Genomic DNA, 16,344 nt, shown 5'->3' with positions numbered 1-16,344 from the left:
AAAATCTTCAAATAATTGGTTAATAGGTCAACGACCAAATTGATCTGTATAAAATAAAATCAATCGAATCAAGCTTTGTAGCAGATATTTTAAATTAAATGGTACTTGGTCTAAATTATGCTTAATGTAGAACTGTATTTACCTTGATGTGATGAATATATAAGCACATGTTTATATATTCTAATCAATCATTTGGCTTGGTGTCGTATTTCCGCGGGGAAATACCAAAGGATTTCAAATAATGTCGAATCAGTTTTTAGATTTAATTAACAAACGCCGTACGATTTATGCCATTGGCAAAAATGTAGTCCAGTCTACAGAGCATTTAACCGATTTAATTCAACATGCCATTAAACAGAGCCCATCATCATTTAACTCACAATCGTCACGTGCAGTGATTTTGTTCAATGCTGAACATGAAAAGTTCTGGGGCTTTGTCAAAGATAAACTGAAGTCTTATGCAAAAGATGAAGCATCTGCGGCTAAAACCAGTGCCAAAATGGATAGTTTTGCGGCGGGTGTGGGAACTGTCTTGTTTTTTGAAGATATGGATGTAGTTACAGGCCTGCAAGAAAAGTTTCCATCTTATGCAGAAAACTTCCCAATTTGGGCTGAGCATTCAACTGCAATTGCACAGTTCGCGGTATGGTCTGCATTGCATACAGATGGCTTAGGTGCATCCCTTCAGCACTATAACCCGATTGTGGATGAACAAGTGCATGCAGAATGGGATGTTTCTGCACACTGGAAATTACGTGCACAATTGGTGTTTGGTTCTGTAGAAGCAGAGGCAACAGAGAAGGGCTACATGGATGATGCAGCACGCTTTAAAGTCTTTAAATAAGTTTAATTCTTATAGATAAGTCGCCCATGCTATACCGAATAAAAAAGTGCTCATATTGAGCGCTTTTTTATCTTTGTTATATTTTTTGTTATAAGTGATGCCTAAGTAATGAGGCGTATGCTAAACAGCCGCAGAATTAACTTTAGCGGTATGACGACCATGTAATAGATAGTACAAGCCAATACAGGCTAAACTTCCTATAGCACTATATAAATACAGCTGCTGATAACTTATAAAATCGAGTGTCATACCTAAGAAGTAAGGACCGAAACCCAAACCAGCATCTAAGAAAATAAAATAGGTGGAGGTTGCAAAACCCATTCGTTCAAGTGAAGTGCTTTTTACCGCAACCGTTTGGCAGATTGACTGAATATTGCCATACCCTAAACCGAGTAAACCTGCGCAAATTAACAGCATGGTCGGGGTTTGTGCAATGCTCAGTAAAAAGAAAGCAATTGCCATAATAATGAATGCGGGATACATAATGATATTTTCACCTTTACGATCCATGAGAGGACCAGTAATCGGGCGAGAAATCAAAATTGCAATCGCGTACATCAAAAAGAAGAATGAAGCAGCTTGAACCAAATCAATGTCTTTGGCGTAAAAATTGATAAACGACAATACACCTGAGTAAAAAATAGAGGCAAATAACATAATCAAAGAAATTGGAATCGCATTCTTTTCAATATATTGAGAGATGAAACTTGGCTTGGTCACAGGCACTTGGCTGTCCAAGCTTTGAGATGCCTGTGGAATATTAGGTACACGAATATACAGTGAAACCAGTAGACAGCAGAGCGCAACAGCACTGGATAACATAAAGATTGCGTTATAACCGACATGCAGCATCATCCAAATCGCAAGAAATGGTCCAATTGCCGTTCCTAGCGTGCTGCTCATACTAAAATATCCGATCCCTTCACCGCGGCGGCTGGCAGGTAAAATTTGTGCGATGACGGTGCCGAAGACGGTTGCTGCAATACCCATCATAAAGCCATGCATAAAGCGTACGAACAACAGTGCGCCCACGCTCATATGGATAAAATAAAGCAGTGAAAATAGAAAAAAACCTACTAGCCCCACAATCATGGTGGTTCTACGCCCAAAGTGTGCGAGAAATTTCCCGACCAATAAGCGTCCAATTAATGTACCGACAATGAATAAACCCGAAATTAAGCCTGCTTGAGCGGTACTGGCGCTGAGTTCTGCCATGGCATAGCCGACAATCACCACAACCAACAAATAAAAGGTCAGAACCAATTGAAAGTTGATGAGGCTGACCAAAATGAAATTGCGAGTCCAAAGCGGTGCAGAACGGTCTTTCATGCGTCAGCTCCCTGAGATTGATATTCAAGTTGATACAAAAGTTGGCTCAACGTTTCTGAGCTTTGTTTAAGATCGTTAGGATTTATATGAACAAGAAGTCGCTGTTCAAATTGATCGATTTTTTGGGAGCAAGTTTCAAACAGGCTTTGACCTTGTTTAGACAATTTCAATTTCTTTTGACGTTTATCTTCAGTAAAAACCTGCTCCAACAAATCCAGTTGCAACAGTGTATGCACACGCTTAGCGATCGAAGGTTTTGACACATTCAGATACTTTGCAAGATCAATCGAGGTGATTTCAGATTGCTCCTGAATCACATAAAGCACTTGCCACAACGAATAATTTAACTGATGGGGCAGTAAAATAAGGTTGCACTCGTCACTGATTAAACGAGAACAACGCAGCAATAGAGTACGAAATTTTAGAGGAGATGGCATAATAGTTAGCTAGGGTAACTAAATAAATGCTAATTTACGCCTATCTTAAAACTGAATCAAGCCTTGAATGAGCCACAATTAAATCGGAGCGATAAGCGGTTATTTGCCTGCTTTACGATAGACGCTTGGACGCACAGGTCGACTTGTACGCCATAATCCTTTTTTGCTCTTTTTAGCTTTCTCTTGTAAGGAGAGTAGGTGTTTACGCTGTTTAGGATCTTTAATGTATTCTTCATAGACCCATGCAGCACCACGTTTGACCAATTCTTCGTTCATATTGCGTCTGAAGCGATAAACCACGCCGACACAACGACCATAACGATCAATATCGGTAATTTTCACGCGCACTAGCTTGCGATACACCATTTTTTTGACCAAGCGCTGTGATTCGGCGCCGTAGCTTTGTGATGATTCGGGTGCATCTACATAAGCAAAACGTAACTTGGTTTCAGAGCGCCGTAGATTCAAACGATAGCAGGTGAGGGTATCACCATCGCTGACCGCAATGACTTTGCACCAATAGGTTTTACCTTTTTCATAAGGATTAAAATAGGCAATCAGGACGAGTCGAATTTTTCGAATCAATAACAATAAAATCAGGCATAACACCATGCCGATACAGATGAGCCAGCTTGCAGGTAAATTTGACAACATAAGGGGAGAGCTTAATGCTCAAGGAGCATCTAATTATGGGAAAGTTCCAGCATATTCTACTTGGATTTAAGTTCAATATTGAAGAATAAAACAACAAACAAACATTGATCACTTCGACGTTTCACGCTGCTTTATCCTTCATTAATCATTAAAATAGCCTAAGCGAGATATAGCATCCCAACCCCTCAAATAGCCTAAGCAAAAATTAATTTTATTTGTTCTTTTAAAAAATGATGCCTTAAATTTCCATTTAAATTTTGATGCCAATACATCCCCATATTCATTTGCGGCAGCGAAATAGGCAGATCAAAAATGTTTAAATGTTCTGGAACCTCTAAATGATTCAAAATACTGTTGGGAATCGTTAAAATTGCGTCAGCATGTTGCTGCAAAATTTGTAAAGCAGTGGAGTAATGCTGACATCTTAGAAAAATCTGACGAGACAGCTGTTGCTTATTTAAATAAAGATCCTCAATTAACACACCAGTTCTTCGAGAAGACACCCCAATATGGGGTGAAGCTAAATAACGTTTTAAATCCATATTGGGCTGCCGAGTACACAGCATAAATTGGTCGCTAACCAATGTTTGAAACTGCAGCTTCGCACCTAAATCTTGTTCAAGGTCGATCGCAAAATCAATCTGTTGGGTGGCAAGGTCTGCCTCAACCGTTTTTCGATTCAGTTTAATACTTAAAAATTGAATATCTAAATTCAGTGTTTGAAAATGTTGAATGAGTTTCGGGAAAATAATCGGTTCAATTTCATCATGCACTGCTATTTTTAAACTTCCGACCATACTTGGTTCAAAGGAGTATTGTTGCTTTAAAACATTTTGCAGGGAGAGCAGTGCAGTTTTAATCACGGGATAGATCTGTTCCGCAAAAGGTGTAGGGCGCATTTTCTGTCCAGAACGGATAAATAAATCATCATTCATTTGTCGTCTTAAACGTTGTATGGCATGGCTTGCAGCAGATTGGCTAATGCATAAAATATCTGCCGCCTGACTCATACTGTGATGTTCAAAAACTGCGATAAACAAAGGATATAGATTGATATCGATGTGTGGAAAAAATCCCAGATCTAAATGTTGATTTTCATGAAATAGATTCATAGTGCTGTATTTAATTAAATCATTTTATTCATAATAGATTTCAGGCTAATGTGTTGTAAAGCGCTAAAGATATGAATGAACGGCAATGGGTATGGCGAGATACTATTTACTCTAATGCTCTAGCACCCTATTTAAAGGAATAAAAAAATGTTTCAATTGTCAGCACGTGCACAGGATTTTGTAGAACGAACCCAAAATTTTATCCAAAATGAAATCGAACCGATTGAAGCTGATTTTTGGAATGAAGTCCACAAGCTCAATGCGGGTTCAGACTGGACCACTTGGCAGTGGCCAACACAGTTGGACATTTTAAAAACTAAAGCCAAAGCTGCCGGGCTTTGGAATATGTTTTTGCCCGATGAAAAGCTTGGTCAAGGCTTGTCTGTGCAAGAATATGCACATATTGCAGAACTAACGGGGCGCAGTTTAATTGCACCAGTGGTATTTAACTGTAATGCACCTGACAGCGGCAATATGGAAGTCCTTTGGCGTTATGGCACAGAACAACAAAAGTACGACTGGTTGTTGCCATTACTGGGTGGAGAAATTCGCTCTGTTTTTTGTATGACAGAGCCAGAGGTAGCTTCTTCTGATGCCACCAATATGCAGGCAACGGCGATTATTGAGGGTGATGAAATTGTATTGAATGGTCGAAAATGGTGGTCGTCAGGTTTGGGTGATCCCAACGCAAAAATCATTATTTTTATGGCACATACGCCAGATGAAACTAAGGATCGACATCATCAACATTCGATGGTGTTGGTGCCCATTGATACATCGGGCGTAAAAATACAAAGAATGTTGCCTGTGTTTGGTGACTATGATGCGCCTCACGGACACGGCGAAGTCAGCTTTGATAATGTGCGGGTACCTCTGACCCACTTTATTGGTGGAGCGGGTCAAGGTTTCGAAATTGCACAAGGGCGCTTGGGGCCTGGGCGCATTCACCATTGTATGCGCTGTATTGGCGCTGCTGAAAAATCCTTAGAACTGATGATTTATCGTGGCATGCAACGCACCGCTTTTGGCAAAGAAATTTTAAAATTAGGCGGAAATCTTGAACGTGTCGCTGAAGCAAGAGTATTGATTGATCAAGCTAGGCTACTGACCTTATATGCTGCCTATAAAATGGATACCTTGGGCAATATGGCTGCACTCACTGAAATTTCAGCCATAAAAGTGGTTGCGCCTAGTGTGCTTGAAAAAGTGGTGGATATGGCGATACAAATCCACGGCGGTGCAGGGCTGTCTAGAGATACGCCACTCACAGGTTTTTTTGCACAAGCTCGTGCGTTACGTTTAGCGGATGGACCTGACGAAGTGCATAAAGGCATGATTGCCAAACTCGAACTGGCGAAACGTGGCTATGCTCGACATTCGAAAAAATAAATGATTGAGTTTGTCTTTGCCATGATTTAACGTGGCTTGACGACTTGGCTCATGTTATAACTAAATGAGTGATGAATAGATTAGATTGCATATATTTCAAGTGCATAAAGATACAGTAAAGTTACTTGAGTAAAACAATTCAGGTCAAGTGAATAGGAAGAAAAATGTCAGTGATTGATGTGGGTGGAGCAGTTCGGGCAGGTGAAGAGCTTGATATAAATGCAGTGGAAACATGGCTAACAACGCAAGGTCTTAAATTATTGGGTCAAGCTGAAGTGACCCAATATTCTGGCGGAGCTTCCAACTGGACTTACCGTTTAAAATATTCCAATACTGATCTTATTTTAAGACGCCCACCTAAAGGCACTAAAGCAAAGTCTGCGCATGACATGGCACGTGAGTATCATGTTCAAAAGAATCTCATCCCATTTTTTCCCGTTCTGCCTAAAATGGTGGCGCTGTGTCAGGACGAGCGTGTAATCGGCTGTGACTTTTATGTGATGTACCGCATAGCAGGGATCATTCCACGTGCCAAGCTGCCACCCGAATTACAGTTTGATGAACAACAAGTCAACCAGCTTTGCCTGAATGTCATTGATAAATTGATTGAACTGCATCAAGTTCCCTATAAAGGGACAGAATTTGAAAAACTCGGCAAAGGCGACGGATATTGTCGTCGCCAAGTTGAAGGTTGGGATGCCAGATATGAAAAGGCCAAAACCTTAAATGTTCCGTCATTTCGCTATGTCCGAAAATGGTTAAAAGCACATATTCCAGAAGATACCCATACCTGCATCATTCATAATGATTGGCGTTTTGACAATATCATTTTAGATCCGAATAACCCTACTGAAGTGATCGGCGTTTTAGACTGGGAAATGGCCACCTTGGGAGACCCACTTATGGATTTAGGTTCAGCCTTAGCTTATTGGGTTGAAGACACAGACAATCAGATTTTCAAGAGTACACGGCGTCAGCCCACGCATTTAAAAGGCATGTTAACGCGTCAGCAAGTGGTCGATTATTATCTAGAAAAAACGGGCATACAGACAAGCAATTGGGCTTTTTACGAAGTGTTTGGTCTATTTCGTCTGGCGGTGATTGTCCAGCAAATTTATTACCGTTACTACCACAAGCAAACCCAAAACCCTGCATTTAAAGACTTTTGGATTGTCATTCATGCTATTCATATTCGAGCGTTAAAATTGATCGGACTACAAAAAATTGCAGCCAATGACAAGGCACAGCGTTACATTTCAAAATTCAAAAAGGGACGCGGTCAATGACCACTATTTATTTAGTCCGTCATGGACAAGCCTCGTTTGGTGCTGAAAGTTATGACAAACTTTCTCCCAATGGCGAACTACAAGCGCAAGTACTCGGTCGCTATTTCAAAGAGATTTTAAAAGAAGCACCTTATGTGGTGGCAGGTTCCATGCAGCGCCATCAACAGACCGCACACATGGCTTTAGCAGAAAGTTTTCCTGAATCCACAGTCCTGACAAATGCAGCTTGGAATGAGTTTAATCATCAACAAGTATTTGCACAGTACGAACCCCGATTTAATCAACCGCATTTACTTAAACAAGATGTTGACAAAGAATTAAACCCGAGGGCGTATTTATCCAAAATTTTTGAAGGGGCTATTGGTCGCTGGACGGGTGGAGAGTTTCATCATGAATATGATGAGTCATGGCCTGAGTTTAAAGGTCGTGTTGAAACTGCATTACAAAATCTATGTGATGAATTGGCAAAAATCAAACCACGCTATGCAGTGGTCTTTACTTCTGGTGGTGTGATTTCTGTTGCAGCAGGCAAAATGTTGCAACTTAGTCCCGATAAAACCTTTGCGCTTAATTGGGCAATTGCCAATGCTAGTTTTACAACGCTTCGACTGGTCGGAAATGAACCGCAACTGTTGAGTTTAAATGAACATCATTTTATAAAAGCATACGATTCACAACTCCTTACATGGATATAAACGAAAATATTATCAGGATCAGATATGGCTAAAACAATCTTAATTACCGGTGCCAGCTCAGGCATTGGCGCGGGCATGGCACGTGAATTTGCACAAAAAGGTTATAACCTGGCCATATGTGCCCGTCGTTTAGAGCGCTTAGAGACTTTAAAGTCTGAACTAGAATCACGCTTTGCTGTCAAAGTGATTGCAAAGACTTTAGATGTGACCGATTATGACCAAGTCTTTGACGTGTTTCGTGCATTTCAACAAGAATTTGGCAGCATAGACCGTGTGATTGTGAATGCAGGCGTAGGAGAAGGTCGTCGCATTGGTAAAGGCAATTTTGCCATTAACAAAGCCACGGTTGAAACCAATTTTATCTCTGCTTTAGCACAGTGTGAAGCTGCCGTTGAAATTTTCCGTGAACAAAATCAAGGTCACTTGGTGATGATTTCATCGATGAGTGCCATGCGTGGCATGCCTAAACACTTAACCGCTTATGGCGCGAGTAAAGCTGGGGTTGCACATTTGGCAGAAGGCATACGTGCAGAGCTGATAGATACGCCAATTCAAGTCACGACCATTTTCCCCGGCTATATTCGTACCGAAATTAATGAAGGTGCGAAAAAACTTCCCTTTGAAGTGGATGTTGAAACGGGTTCTAGACTTTTGGCGCTCGAGATAGAAAAAGCACCTGTTAAAGCTTATGTACCGAAGTGGCCTTGGTTGCCCTTAGGTCTTGCTATGAAAGTGCTGCCTTTAAAATGGGTGAATAAATTAGGCTAAAATAAAAATCTATACATCAAATCTTAATATCAGGACTTGTCTCGTCATGATATTGAGATGAATCAGTTCACTGGATTATAAGATATGAAAGACGCTCTAAAACCATGAGATGTCTTTTAATCCTAGATATTTAAATGGTTATAATACTCAAATTTCAAAATGCATCTTACAAAGACACATAAGCATAATCACAAATAATGAGAAAAATCAAAATGCACTTAATTTTAGGTTTTGTGGTATCCACTGCTTTGGTGTTGCTTGCCAGAGTGAGTTATATCTACTTTTTTGACAATAGCTGTTTCAGCCTCGAATGTATGACGCAAATGAGTCAGATCCAATACATCATGTATGCTGGGTTAATTTTGCTGGGTACCTATAATGCACACCTGATGGCGAAACATCAAAAATACACATTGCTGGTATTAGAGTTTTTAGGTACATTCCTTTTCGCTTTCGCACTCAACTTTACCGCTTTAAATGCTTGAGTATGCGCTTAGGGCTTCCTAATTGATGTCGTGCTGACCTCAGTTGGGGGGAATGATGTGACTAAATTAATGTCCGCAGAGGTGTGGATAAACAAACAGCAAAAATTATATGCCAACATTTCAGAAAAATTCAGTCCTCAATTGGTAATTGCCGATGAACTTATTCCCAGCTTTACCAAATCCTCTAGCATGGTTATTTGGACAATATGCCAAGAAAATGAATCAGAAGCTCAAGAAAATAGTGAATCAAACCCTACATATGGACTGGATTGAATACGATATTCAAACATACCAAGCACTGAATTTAGAGATGGCAGAAGATAGTTTTCATCCAAGCAAAGACGTCTATAAACTTTGGGCAGAGCAAGTGGTAGAAAGAATCCGTTTGAAATTTTAAGATGTGTTTTGATCAAATCAGGCGAATTGAATCAGGTCAAAAGAGAACGATACTATGACGGACGTTGAAATAGAAACCCATCCACTTGAACCTTTTTTACCTAAGCGTGCCAAACTCCTGATGATGGGGAGTTTTCCGCCACCAAAAGCGCGCTGGAAAATGAATTTTTATTATCCGAATTTTCAAAATGATATGTGGAAAATATTTGGATTATGTTTCTTTCAAGACGCAGATTATTTTTTAGATCGTGCCCATAAAAACTTCAAAGAACAATTGATCCGTGATTTTTTAAGTGAAACAGGTATCGCAATATTTGATACAGCCCTTGAGGTGATTCGACAAAAGGGCAATGCCGCAGATAAATTTCTGGAGATCGTGAAACCGACTGATTTAAATCAATTGCTTGTTCAAATTCCTGAATGTCAGCACATCATGACCACTGGAGACAAAGCTACAGATACCTTAATGTTGTCTATGCCTCAAGACACCATAAAGCCTGCAATTGGACAATCCTCTCACATGACTTGGTCAGATCGTGAACTGACCTTGCATCGTATGCCATCTTCATCTCGCGCTTATCCATTGGCTTTAGAAAAAAAAGCTGCTGCATATTTAGCCTTGTTTAAACAGGTGGGGCTTATTGCTGAAATGAATTAATCATTATATTCGATATAATCCCACAAATTTAAACACGCTTTAATTTCGCGGCGAAGATGAGGAATCATGGACAATAACGTTCCTTCAATCCATAAGGTTAACGCTTGCGCGGAAAGGGCATTCTGATTTACATCGCAAAGTCGAGCGCCCTTCACCATGACTCCGCTATGGTCTGTGATTTGAGTTTCTATACCCTCAAATAACACGCGTAATTCATGCCCAGTGTCTCGAATAATCCAAGCTAATTCTACTTCAACATTACAGTTGGACTTCAATACTACTTGTCCAGCCACGGTGTCAGACTCATTTAAGCAATCATATTCAACGCGAACTTTGGCCAAAACCAATCCTGCTGACCGAGTTCATCTAAGTTGTACGAAGGCGTAATGATCTCGTCAAGATTAAATTGACGACTCAAATCAAAAAATTGCATGGGAAAGGGATCACAATAGGGAGATTTAAAATGGATTCAGCAAAGCGCTAAAAAACTGGAATTTTATCGTAATTCCTAGCTTGAGTAAAACTTTGACTCTATGCATTTGCCAAATGATCGAGATTGAATCTCGATCAAGGGCCATAGTTTATACGTTACGCTGATGCACTTACATCATCCATTCAATCGGTAAGTAAGAAACGGCTTTCATAGTGAATCTTTGAAATTTAGTAGTTTCAGGATCATGTCTATGTTCAATGACGGATCCATCCGCTTTGCGATCCAGCCAAATAATATCGCCTTGCGAATCTAATTTGAGCTCATAGGCGATTTGCGGTAAATATTGATCTAGGGATGCAGAAATTTGATTTTGCAGTTCATCTGATTCAACCACCAAACCGACTTCTGTATTTAAAAATGCAGAGCGCGGGTCAAAGTTAAATGATCCAATAAACACAATACCATCTATGTCGAAGAATTTTGCATGCAGACTCGATGCATTTTTACCTTTAGCAGGAATAACGTTACCGGTCATCACTTCATACCACGTTCTTTTTTCTCGCACAATATACGGTTTAAACTCATGAAGTTTGACACCATTTTTCAGCAAATCATGACGATATTTTGAATAAAAGGCATGTACTACAGCCACATCATTGGCTAAAAAAGAGTTGGTGAGTATGCGAACATCAATATTTTTCTGCGCTAAATTGGATAGATATTTTTCGCCTTTTTGCGTCGGTACAAAATATGCAGATACCAACTCTAAATGTGCTTTGGGTTCACCCATAATACCCAGCATTTGGTTATGGATATATTGTTGACCTTTCGCTTTTCCACGAATTTTATCAGGACTATCTGCGACAAAATGCGCTTTAGCCCATTGAACCGGGCGCTGTTTTAAATTTTCCTGAATTTGCTTTTCTGCGAATTCAAGTCGATTTTCAAGTGCATTTTTTTGTTGGGCATTGGCTAAATATTTTTTCCGTATCCGATTTAAATCTTGCTCAGTACTGTCACCGAGTAACTGATCAGTCGAATAGCTTAATTGGTCATTCCAAAATTCAATAAAGACCGCATTAGCATGTTTAACTGAGTCACCAAAAAACAGAATATCTAGATCGGTAAACTGGAAACTTTCACTGGCATCAAAGTATTCGCGGCTAATATTTCGACCGCCCGTGACGGCGATAACACCATCCGCAACAATGAGTTTATTGTGCATGCGGTGATTAATGTTCTTTAAGCGAAATACATAGTCAATGACACGAAACTTTCGATACTTATAAGGATTAAACAATTTAATTTCAAAATTTGGATGTGCTGCTAAAGCTTTTAGTGATTCATCGAGCTGAGTACCATTTTGATCATCAATCATTAGCCGTACTTTAACACCACGGTCTGCGGCATTCAGCAGTTCATGCAGCAGCATATGCCCAATAAAATCATCTTTCCAAATATAATATTGTAAATCAACACTGTGTTTTGCATTTCTAATCAGATGAATACGACTGGCGATACTCATAAAAGCATCATCCAATGGTAAATAAGCGGTCAAACCTAGTTTTAACTGGGAGCTTGAGAGCGTGTCTTGTAACCAATGTGCTGCATGTTCAGATGAAATACGATCTGGAGGGGATTGATTCATCGGCAAGCTACATCCTGTCAACGTGATGATGGTCATATATAAAGCAATACGTTGATATTTTTTCACAGGCATCATTTTTTGAGATCAACCGAATTTTTATATATCTCTATAAATAGCATGTTAATGGTTGAATCTGTGAATAAAAAGAGGTTACTGTAATCTATCTTTAAAATTGAACTTGCAAAAGGACGTTCTACACATGAAATCACGTGCGGCGGTAGCATTTGGTCCAGGACAACCACTAAAAATTGTCGAATTAGATGTTGCTCCACCAAAAGCGGGTGAAGTGTTGGTGAGAATTACCCATACAGGTGTATGCCATACAGATGCTTTTACCTTGTCTGGTGATGATCCCGAAGGTGTGTTTCCAGCGGTACTGGGTCATGAAGGTGCAGGCATTGTTGTGCAAGTCGGTGAAGGCGTCACCAGCGTTGCCGTAGGCGATCATGTGATTCCACTGTATACAGCAGAATGTGGTGAATGCTTGTTCTGTAAATCGGACAAAACCAATCTTTGTGTTGCCGTTCGTGCAACCCAAGGTAAGGGTGTGATGCCAGATGGTACAACACGTTTTTCATATAAGGGCGAGCCAATTTATCATTACATGGGCTGTTCTACTTTTAGTGAATATACCGTGGTTGCTGAGGTGTCTTTGGCCAAAATTAATCCAGATGCCAATCCTGAGCATGTATGTTTATTGGGCTGCGGCGTCACCACAGGTATTGGGGCTGTTCATAACACTGCAAAGGTTCAAACGGGTGACACGGTTGCGGTATTTGGTTTAGGCGGCATCGGACTGGCTGTCGTCCAAGGGGCTAAACAGGCCAAAGCGAGCCGTATCATTGTGATTGACACCAATCCTGAAAAATTCAAATTGGCAGAAGATTTTGGCGCAACAGATTTCTTAAATCCAAAAGATTATGATCAACCGATTCAGCAAGTGATTGTAGAAATGACCGGTTGGGGTGTCGATCATTCATTTGAATGTATTGGCAATACCAATGTGATGCGTTCAGCTTTAGAGTGTGCACATCGTGGTTGGGGACAGTCTGTCATTATTGGCGTGGCAGGTGCAGGTCAAGAAATCTCGACGCGTCCATTTCAACTCGTGACAGGTCGCTCTTGGAAAGGCTCAGCATTTGGCGGGGTGAAAGGTCGTAGCCAACTGCCTAAAATGGTGGAAGATGCCATGAAGGGTGATATTCAGCTAGAGCCTTTTGTGACGCATACCATGGCTCTAGATCAAATTAATGAAGCTTTTGATCTCATGCATGAAGGTAAATCGATTCGTACGGTAATTCATTTTTAATTGAAGTCGTTCGTTGAATAAATCTGAAATGATTTAAATTGAAAAAAATTAATTCGATAAAACTTTAATCCATAAACAAAAAAACGGGCTTTGGCCCGTTTTTTTGTTTATCTTTTTTAAGCTGTCGCTTTAATCACTTCGGCAAACGCTTTAGCAACAAGATCAATATTTTTAAGATTAAGGCCCGCTGCGCACATACGACCACTACGCACCAAGTAAATACCGTATTTATCTTTTAAAATATCCACTTGTTCCGCGGACAGGCCTGTATAGCTAAACATCCCTTTTTGTTTCACCAAATAACTAAAATCATGTTGAGGTAATTCAGCAGACAATTTTTGCTCAAGCAATTTGCGCATTTGAATAATACGTTCGCGCATTTCTTTGAGTTCAAGCTGCCATGATGCAGTCAGTTCAGCATCATTCAGAACATTATTCACCAGTAAAGCACCTGTGGTTGGAGGGCTTGAGTAAATACGGCGAACGGTCGATTTTAATTGTCCCAAGACTTTTTGAGCGGTAGCTTGATCATCACAGACGAAGGTTAAACCACCGACACGTTCACCATAGAGTGAGAAAATTTTAGAAAATGAATTACTGACGATGAAATTCAAACCCGCTTGATCTAAAGCACGAATCAAATATGCATCTTCATCCATGCCTTGACCGAAACCTTGGTAGGCGATATCTAAAAATGGAATGAGGTCATTGGCTTTCAAAATCTCAATCACCTGATCCCATTCAGTAGCGGTTAAATCTGCACCTGTGGGGTTATGACAACACGGATGTAACAGCACAATGCTTTTCGGCTTTAGCGTGTTCAGACATTCCAACATTGCGGCAACATTAACACCGTTAGTTTCGGCATCAAAATATGGATAGAAATGTGATTTAATCCCTGCACCATTAAAAATGGCAATATGATTATCCCATGTTGGCTGACTCACCCAAATATCTGATTCAGGAAAATATTTCTTAAGAAAATCTGCACCGACTTTAAGCGCACCCGATCCGCCTAAAGCTTGAATGGTCACAGCACGACCTGTTTGACGTGCTGGACTGCCTTGGCCCAAAAGGAGCACTTGAGTAGCATCGTTATAAGACTTTAGACCATCCATAGGCAAATAAAGCTTAACGGTTTGATTACCTGCTTCAATATTTTTATAGGCTGTTTTTACAGCGTCTAGCTGAGGGACGATATTGTCTTCATTATAATATAGACCAATACTTAAATTAACTTTTTGAGTGCGTGAGTCTTTGCTAAATTCTTCCATTAAAGACAGAATTGGGTCGCCTGCATACGCATCTACATGATGAAACATGGTCTACATTCCTAAAATATTCAAAGGGTATAAGTTTGCTTAGATAATATATAGAAAATTAAAGCAGACTCAACAGGCAAACCAAGGACTAATTTTTATCAGTGGGTACACTTTTACTTATATGGGTTGAAATATAGCGCAATTCACACTCATCTAGGATAAAACCAAAAGATCCACTATTTCCGCTACAAACAAAAGACAAGTATTTGAATACTTTAAAATGACTTAATATGCCTTTGATTGTCGACATAATCTTTTCTGATAGCTAATTCAATAAGGAGCTGCCTATGCAACTGCATGCAGAGCTAAATCCAGCAACGAAACCCAGTCAAAATGAAACCTTAGTGCTTATACACGGTTTATTTGGAAGTTTGAGTAATCTCGGGATGTTGGCTAGAGCGCTGCAACAGGATCATGACGTACTGCAAATTGATTTACGCAATCATGGCAAATCTGCACACACAGACAGCATGACCTACGAGGAAATGGCGCAAGATGTTTTAGATACTTTAGATGCCCTAGAAATTGATCAATTTTCAGTGATTGGTCATTCCATGGGGGGCAAAGTTGCAATGCGATTGACTCAGATTGCACCGGAGCGCTTACAAAAACTAATCGTATTAGATATGGCACCCTTTGCTTATACGGAAAATCATCATGATTTGATTTTTAAAGCACTGTTTGCCGTCGATCAAGCTCAGGTTTTAACACGTCAACACGCCACTGAAATCATGAAAAACGATATCAATGAAAACGGCGTAATTTTATTTTTATTAAAATCTTGGAGTCAAGGGAACTGGCTGTTCAATCTGAACGGATTGCATCAGGCTTATCCTCATATTATTGCTTGGAATGCTATATCCACATGGACTAAATCAACACTCTTTTTAAGAGGGGAAAATTCAGATTATATAGCGAAGCAGATACATTTAGATGCTATATCCGCACAATTTAGTGATTCAACAGTAAAAACCATTGAAGATGCAGGGCATTGGTTACATGCAGAACAAACTGAGCCAGTTTTAAACGAAATTAAAAGATTTCTATCCTCATAATGTGTAGATTATCTTAAGTAAAAGAACAGTTATTCAAATTTTACTGTTCTTTCATATGAACTTTATTTTAAATAAGTAAAACAATTATTAAGAATAATTAATGATTCGCGATTCATTATTCTATCGAATAGAATAAGACATATAGCATGACATACGTATCTTAGTCTCAGAAAAAAGCTAAAATACTCATTGAACGTGAACATAATTCATTCAAGATACAGCTTTTGTTTGTCGATCGATTAGATTATAGGCAGCTGAAATATATTAAAATTCAGTCAAGATATGTTAGTTATCTATTCATTCTTAAGAATAGTGCTGTATGATAAATTTTAAATAGAAGCCTTTTTTTAAAAAAAATAGTTGTTATAATAGTCAAAGTTTTTATAAAATGTGAATTTACTCACAATACCTAGTCGTTCGAAAATAGAAATTTGTAAAATTAGTATTATGTTGCCGATAAAACGAACAAGTGTATGAGCTGTTTAAATTGTTTTTAAAACTTCATTTTAATGAATTGAACAGGG

At 39.5% G+C, this 16,344-nt stretch carries 15 protein-coding genes and 2 pseudogenes; 10 read left to right on the top strand and 7 right to left on the bottom strand.

Annotated elements, in window-relative coordinates; translation table 11 throughout:
* Window positions 1-241 precede the first annotated feature (241 nt).
* Window positions 242-844, top strand: a complete 603-nt coding sequence (locus AMD27_RS08180) for a nitroreductase family protein (protein ID WP_067658809.1) — start codon at window positions 242-244, stop codon at window positions 842-844.
* Window positions 845-964: 120 nt separating this feature from the next.
* Here AMD27_RS08180 and AMD27_RS08175 read toward each other — a convergent pair whose 3' ends face one another.
* The 4 genes from AMD27_RS08175 to AMD27_RS08160 form a co-directional block, all read right to left on the bottom strand.
* Window positions 965-2,173: an MFS transporter gene (locus AMD27_RS08175; RefSeq protein WP_067658806.1), complete on the bottom strand. Its 1,209-nt coding sequence runs from the start codon at window positions 2,171-2,173 to the stop codon at window positions 965-967.
* On the bottom strand, window positions 2,170-2,610 hold the full coding sequence (locus AMD27_RS08170; protein WP_067658803.1) for a MarR family winged helix-turn-helix transcriptional regulator: 441 nt from the start codon (window positions 2,608-2,610) through the stop codon (window positions 2,170-2,172). The genes AMD27_RS08175 and AMD27_RS08170 overlap by 4 nt, the downstream gene beginning before the upstream one ends.
* Window positions 2,611-2,709: 99 nt before the next feature.
* Window positions 2,710-3,264: a thermonuclease family protein gene (locus AMD27_RS08165; protein WP_067658801.1), complete on the bottom strand. Its 555-nt coding sequence runs from the start codon at window positions 3,262-3,264 to the stop codon at window positions 2,710-2,712.
* Window positions 3,265-3,458: 194 nt separating this feature from the next.
* Complete coding sequence (locus tag AMD27_RS08160) at window positions 3,459-4,376, bottom strand: LysR family transcriptional regulator (RefSeq protein WP_067658798.1); 918 nt, start codon at window positions 4,374-4,376, stop codon at window positions 3,459-3,461.
* A 147-nt stretch (window positions 4,377-4,523) separates the two neighbouring features.
* Between AMD27_RS08160 and AMD27_RS08155 the strand changes: the two genes are divergently transcribed.
* The 7 genes and pseudogenes from AMD27_RS08155 to AMD27_RS08125 all read left to right on the top strand — a co-directional run bounded on the left by AMD27_RS08155 (window position 4,524) and on the right by AMD27_RS08125 (window position 10,053).
* Entirely contained in the window at window positions 4,524-5,765 is a 1,242-nt protein-coding gene (locus AMD27_RS08155) for an acyl-CoA dehydrogenase family protein (RefSeq protein WP_067658795.1), read from the top strand.
* 164 nt (window positions 5,766-5,929) lie between these two features.
* The gene (locus tag AMD27_RS08150; protein ID WP_067658792.1) at window positions 5,930-7,051 is read left to right on the top strand and encodes a phosphotransferase family protein; all 1,122 of its coding nucleotides are present in this window, start codon (window positions 5,930-5,932) and stop codon (window positions 7,049-7,051) included.
* Window positions 7,048-7,746, top strand: a complete 699-nt coding sequence (locus AMD27_RS08145) for a histidine phosphatase family protein (RefSeq protein WP_067658789.1) — start codon at window positions 7,048-7,050, stop codon at window positions 7,744-7,746. The genes AMD27_RS08150 and AMD27_RS08145 overlap by 4 nt, the downstream gene beginning before the upstream one ends.
* 24 nt (window positions 7,747-7,770) lie before the next feature.
* On the top strand, window positions 7,771-8,514 hold the full coding sequence (locus AMD27_RS08140) for an SDR family oxidoreductase (protein WP_067658786.1): 744 nt from the start codon (window positions 7,771-7,773) through the stop codon (window positions 8,512-8,514).
* A gap of 212 nt (window positions 8,515-8,726) precedes the next feature.
* A complete protein-coding gene (locus AMD27_RS08135; RefSeq protein WP_067658783.1) occupies window positions 8,727-8,999 on the top strand; it encodes a hypothetical protein in 273 nt (90 codons plus the stop codon).
* Window positions 9,000-9,023: 24 nt separating this feature from the next.
* Window positions 9,024-9,396 (top strand): annotated as a pseudogene (locus tag AMD27_RS18120) (SGNH/GDSL hydrolase family protein); the annotation flags it as partial.
* A 54-nt stretch (window positions 9,397-9,450) separates the two neighbouring features.
* The gene (locus tag AMD27_RS08125) at window positions 9,451-10,053 is read left to right on the top strand and encodes a DNA glycosylase (protein WP_067658777.1); all 603 of its coding nucleotides are present in this window, start codon (window positions 9,451-9,453) and stop codon (window positions 10,051-10,053) included.
* On the opposite strand, the pseudogene AMD27_RS08120 reads toward AMD27_RS08125, so the two are convergent.
* Both AMD27_RS08120 and AMD27_RS08115 read right to left on the bottom strand, forming a co-directional pair.
* A pseudogene (locus AMD27_RS08120) lies at window positions 10,050-10,486 on the bottom strand (hypothetical protein). The gene AMD27_RS08125 and the pseudogene AMD27_RS08120 overlap by 4 nt on opposite strands.
* Window positions 10,487-10,655: 169 nt before the next feature.
* Window positions 10,656-12,170: a phospholipase D family protein gene (locus tag AMD27_RS08115; RefSeq protein ID WP_416202816.1), complete on the bottom strand. Its 1,515-nt coding sequence runs from the start codon at window positions 12,168-12,170 to the stop codon at window positions 10,656-10,658.
* A 163-nt stretch (window positions 12,171-12,333) separates the two neighbouring features.
* Here AMD27_RS08115 and AMD27_RS08110 point away from each other — a divergent pair, with 163 nt between their 5' ends.
* Window positions 12,334-13,443: an S-(hydroxymethyl)glutathione dehydrogenase/class III alcohol dehydrogenase gene (locus tag AMD27_RS08110; protein ID WP_067658771.1), complete on the top strand. Its 1,110-nt coding sequence runs from the start codon at window positions 12,334-12,336 to the stop codon at window positions 13,441-13,443.
* Window positions 13,444-13,559: 116 nt separating this feature from the next.
* Here the strand turns inward: AMD27_RS08110 and AMD27_RS08105 are convergent, their stop codons facing one another.
* Window positions 13,560-14,765, bottom strand: coding sequence for an aromatic amino acid transaminase (locus AMD27_RS08105; RefSeq protein WP_067658768.1), 1,206 nt, complete (start codon window positions 14,763-14,765; stop codon window positions 13,560-13,562).
* Window positions 14,766-15,052: 287 nt separating this feature from the next.
* On the opposite strand from AMD27_RS08105, the gene AMD27_RS08100 reads away from it, so the two are divergent.
* On the top strand, window positions 15,053-15,820 hold the full coding sequence (locus AMD27_RS08100) for an alpha/beta fold hydrolase (RefSeq protein ID WP_067658765.1): 768 nt from the start codon (window positions 15,053-15,055) through the stop codon (window positions 15,818-15,820).
* Window positions 15,821-16,344: the final 524 nt, after the last annotated feature.

This window comes from Acinetobacter sp. TGL-Y2 (genome assembly GCF_001612555.1).
In the GTDB taxonomy this organism is placed as follows: Bacteria; Pseudomonadota; Gammaproteobacteria; order Pseudomonadales; family Moraxellaceae; genus Acinetobacter.
This window is presented reverse-complemented; position numbering and strand designations above follow the sequence as displayed.

Bases quoted from the DNA above. Each gene is read 5' to 3' on its own strand.
- AMD27_RS08180 (WP_067658809.1), top strand. From the start codon at position 242: ATGTCGAATCAGTTTTTAGATTTAATTAACAAACGCCGTACGATTTAT.
- AMD27_RS08175 (WP_067658806.1), bottom strand. From the start codon at position 2,173: ATGAAAGACCGTTCTGCACCGCTTTGGACTCGCAATTTCATTTTGGTC.
- AMD27_RS08170 (WP_067658803.1), bottom strand. From the start codon at position 2,610: ATGCCATCTCCTCTAAAATTTCGTACTCTATTGCTGCGTTGTTCTCGT.
- AMD27_RS08165 (WP_067658801.1), bottom strand. From the start codon at position 3,264: ATGTTGTCAAATTTACCTGCAAGCTGGCTCATCTGTATCGGCATGGTG.
- AMD27_RS08160 (WP_067658798.1), bottom strand. From the start codon at position 4,376: ATGAATCTATTTCATGAAAATCAACATTTAGATCTGGGATTTTTTCCA.
- AMD27_RS08155 (WP_067658795.1), top strand. From the start codon at position 4,524: ATGTTTCAATTGTCAGCACGTGCACAGGATTTTGTAGAACGAACCCAA.
- AMD27_RS08150 (WP_067658792.1), top strand. From the start codon at position 5,930: ATGTCAGTGATTGATGTGGGTGGAGCAGTTCGGGCAGGTGAAGAGCTT.
- AMD27_RS08145 (WP_067658789.1), top strand. From the start codon at position 7,048: ATGACCACTATTTATTTAGTCCGTCATGGACAAGCCTCGTTTGGTGCT.
- AMD27_RS08140 (WP_067658786.1), top strand. From the start codon at position 7,771: ATGGCTAAAACAATCTTAATTACCGGTGCCAGCTCAGGCATTGGCGCG.
- AMD27_RS08135 (WP_067658783.1), top strand. From the start codon at position 8,727: ATGCACTTAATTTTAGGTTTTGTGGTATCCACTGCTTTGGTGTTGCTT.
- AMD27_RS08125 (WP_067658777.1), top strand. From the start codon at position 9,451: ATGACGGACGTTGAAATAGAAACCCATCCACTTGAACCTTTTTTACCT.
- AMD27_RS08115 (WP_416202816.1), bottom strand. From the start codon at position 12,170: ATGACCATCATCACGTTGACAGGATGTAGCTTGCCGATGAATCAATCC.
- AMD27_RS08110 (WP_067658771.1), top strand. From the start codon at position 12,334: ATGAAATCACGTGCGGCGGTAGCATTTGGTCCAGGACAACCACTAAAA.
- AMD27_RS08105 (WP_067658768.1), bottom strand. From the start codon at position 14,765: ATGTTTCATCATGTAGATGCGTATGCAGGCGACCCAATTCTGTCTTTA.
- AMD27_RS08100 (WP_067658765.1), top strand. From the start codon at position 15,053: ATGCAACTGCATGCAGAGCTAAATCCAGCAACGAAACCCAGTCAAAAT.